General features: G+C 61.7%; 3 protein-coding genes. 1 reads left to right on the top strand and 2 read right to left on the bottom strand.

The features are described from left to right. On the top strand, window positions 1-186 hold a 186-nt coding region (locus tag AAFP05_RS09520; protein ID WP_341729625.1), incomplete at its 5' end, for a hypothetical protein. Between the two features lie 212 nt (window positions 187-398). On the opposite strand, the gene AAFP05_RS09525 is transcribed toward AAFP05_RS09520, so the two are convergent. Then, complete coding sequence (locus AAFP05_RS09525) at window positions 399-2,282, bottom strand: ABC transporter ATP-binding protein (protein ID WP_341729626.1); 1,884 nt, start codon at window positions 2,280-2,282, stop codon at window positions 399-401. A gap of 53 nt (window positions 2,283-2,335) precedes the next feature. Further along, on the bottom strand, window positions 2,336-3,230 hold an 895-nt coding region (locus tag AAFP05_RS09530), incomplete at its 5' end, for a prolyl oligopeptidase family serine peptidase (protein WP_341729627.1).

A 3,230-nucleotide genomic window follows, 5' to 3' on the forward strand; every position in this document is an offset into this window, starting at 1 on the left:
CTGAGCGAACCCGGCGATGTGCTGCCCTTCAAGGACGAAGCGCAGGCCAATCGTCCGCTGCTCGTGGTCTCCGACAAATTCGGCGACGTCGGTCGCACCGGTGGTTCCGGACGCGGCAGCTGGTCTGAGATGGCCAGCCGTCGCCGGGTCGCCCGTGAAGAACGTACCGGGAATCTCCTCGCGTGATCGCGTCGCACAAGTCCGGGAGCGGGGCCGACCGCAGAGGCCGATGAACTCCACCATCTTCCCGCAGGCGACGCCGTCCAGCGTATTGAGACCAAGTGCGCCGAGCAGGAGCGTGCCCGGGAGTGGACGAACGGCAGATCCCTCAGGTGGAGCAGGAGCGCCACCGCACCGGCCCCAACGTTGGCGGCCCGCATACAGTCTGCAACAGCAGCTTAGAGTTCCTCGGCGCTACTACGAGTCGTAGCCTGCGTCCAATTCGGAAGGATATTGAGTGTCGTGCCGGTTGAGGTGTCGTGCGGCTCGGTGTGGATGCGAAGTGCAGCGACAAATTCCTGGTAGAGGGTGTCTCTTGCGAGGAGTTCACAATGAGATCCGACATCGCGGACTCGTCCTTGGTCAAGTAGGACGATCCGGTCGGCGTCAAGGACAGTGGAGAGCCGGTGAGCGATTGTGACCACCGCTCCGGTCCGGGCAGCCTCAGAGATAACCCGTTGAATAGCGGCTTCGGTGATCCCATCGAGCTGTGCGGTGGCTTCATCAAGTAGCAACACATCGGGTCGACGTACTAGTGCGCGTGCAACAGCAAGGCGCTGACGTTCTCCGCCGGACAGGCTCGTATCGGCGACATTGGCGTCCAGATCGCCATCGAGCGAGCGGATCTTCGTATCTAGCCGCACTGCTGTCAGCGCTTCCCACGCCTCAACGTCGGCAGCGTCATCTTGCGCGCGAAAGAGCACATTTTCGCGTACAGTGCCGGGGATGATCGGCGTTTCCTGTTCAACGTAAGCGATTCGGGCGCGCACGTCTTCGATGCTCAATTGGTCGTAGGGGATACCGTCGAGTTCAAGTCGACCGGCCGCTGGGTCAATGAGCCGGAGCAACAGCGAGAACACCGTGGTTTTGCCTGCGCCAGAGGGGCCAACGAGAGCGACGTGGCCGACGTGGGGAACCTCAAGGGTAACTGCGTGGAGCGCCGGGTGGTCCGCATCAGCATAGCCCGCGGTCACGTCTCGGAGTGCGAGCGCGGGCGCGCCTGACTTGGGCGAGGGTGGTGAAGAGCCGCTGGGACGGCTTGTGGTGTCTTCGAGTTCGAGGTGTTCGGTTTCGCGGATGCGCGCGGCTGCGGCAAGTCCTGTTTGCAGGGTCGAGAATACGCTCGCGAGGGTTGTGATCGGGTCGATGATGTTGAAGGCATACAGCAGGAAGGCGACGAGGGTGGAGACGGCCAACTCCCCGAGCGAGACGCGCCCAGCGCCGAGACCGAGAATAATGATGATCGAGAGCTGCATCCCACCGCCCGCAACCGTGGATGCCAGGGCCGAATACCAAACTGAATGGACCGAGTAGCGTGCTGACTCTTCGGCTTTCTCGTTCACTCGCACGATTTCTCGGGTCTCAGCTTGGCTTGTTTTCACCGTCCGGAGTGCGCGAATGCCTCCTTCGAGTGTTGCACCGAGTTCGCCAATGGCATCTTGGGCGCTCTTGTCGGCCTTCCCGATCTGTGGCACCAGCACACCGAATAACCCTCCGACGACCAGCAACGCAATGAGCATGGTCAGCAACAGCGGCATGTCGAGAACGGCCATGAGCGCGATGGTGCCGATGAGTGACACGAAGCCGTTGATGAGCTGGACCACACTGGTTGTGGTCGCCTCGCGCAGCAACACCGTGTCGCTGGTAACGCGAGTGACCAGTTCGCCGGTTCGGAAGCGCTGTATCTGTTCCAGCTTCGCGAGGAAGAACTGTTGGATGAGGTCGCGGCGGGCATCGAGCACGATGTGCTCTGAGAGCCTGCCGAGCAGCACGCTCTGAGCGAGAGTCGCGACTATCCCCACGATCAGCAGCAGCACGAGAAGGATGATCGGCCGGGTGAGCTCGAGACGTGCGCCGAGAGAGTCCAGCACCCACTTGGTGACCATCGGGGTCGCTAAGTTGACCGCGGTTGCGAACAGTCCAAGCAGGACGCCGATGACAAGGGTGCGCAGATGTGGCCGAGCGTACGACCACAGCAGCGCGATACCGCTTCGTAGCGGTACTCTCGGTGCGTGCGCTGGGGTTTGGTCGTCGTTGAACGAGGTGAGTTCTGAGGTACTCATGGGTCCTTCGAGGTCGTTGTGAGAGTCAGATGCTTATTGGTCCTCCGCGGTGCTTAAATGTCGTTCGACCGCCAGGCAGCCATTCCGGGACTGCGCGCTGCGAGCGTATCGATGAGCCACGCGTGGGACAACAGGTTTTCCTCATATGCCTGATTTGCGCTTGAGCCGCCGAGGTGGCCGCCCTCGATGATGCGACACGTCACATGACCAGGTTCAGTAGCGCATGACGCGGAACGGTAGAGCCGGCTGAATCGTTCAACCGCATCGGTGTCTACGCGGGCGTCGCAGCGAGCTCCTCGAATCCAGGCACTCGGCAGTCGTTGGCTCCGGTGCGGCATCTTGGCAACGATTCGGATAGGCGAGAGCTGTTCCAAGACTGTCTTGACTTCGTCATCGTTACGGGGGTCTCCGAACTCTGTCCAGTCCGTCGTCGTGAGGCGTGCCCCCGAATTCATGAGAGCCGTGACCGGATCGAGGAACGGGTGCACAAGTTGCAGCCCTCGAAGTCGCGTCGGTTCGCGGAGACACGCTGTGGCGGCAATGAGACAGCCTGCGCTGGCGGCGCTGAGCACGATGCGATCAGCGGCGATCGCGGGGTGATTTTGAAGCAGAGAGAGCCCTGCGAAGAGGTCCTCGATCGAGCGCTCCCGATGGATGCCCCATGCTTGTCTGTGCCACTCGGGCCCATTCTCACCGCCGCCGCGAACATGGCAGTAGGCGACTGCGATCCCACGAGACATGAGGTCATCGGTAAACGGGTCGAATGGCCCTTCGAGGCTGATCCCGTAGGCGCCGTAAACCTGCACGACGACACCACACGGTCGAGTCGCAGGGGGCAAGAACAGCGTGACGGGTATCCGAGTACCGTCCTTGCTCTCTGTGGAGAGGGTATAAACATCTGCACGGCCGGTCGACGCTGCATCTATTGTCCCCGACAAGCCTGGGTTG

This window comes from Brooklawnia sp., from assembly GCF_032229645.1.
GTDB lineage: Bacteria > Actinomycetota > Actinomycetes > Propionibacteriales > Propionibacteriaceae > Brooklawnia.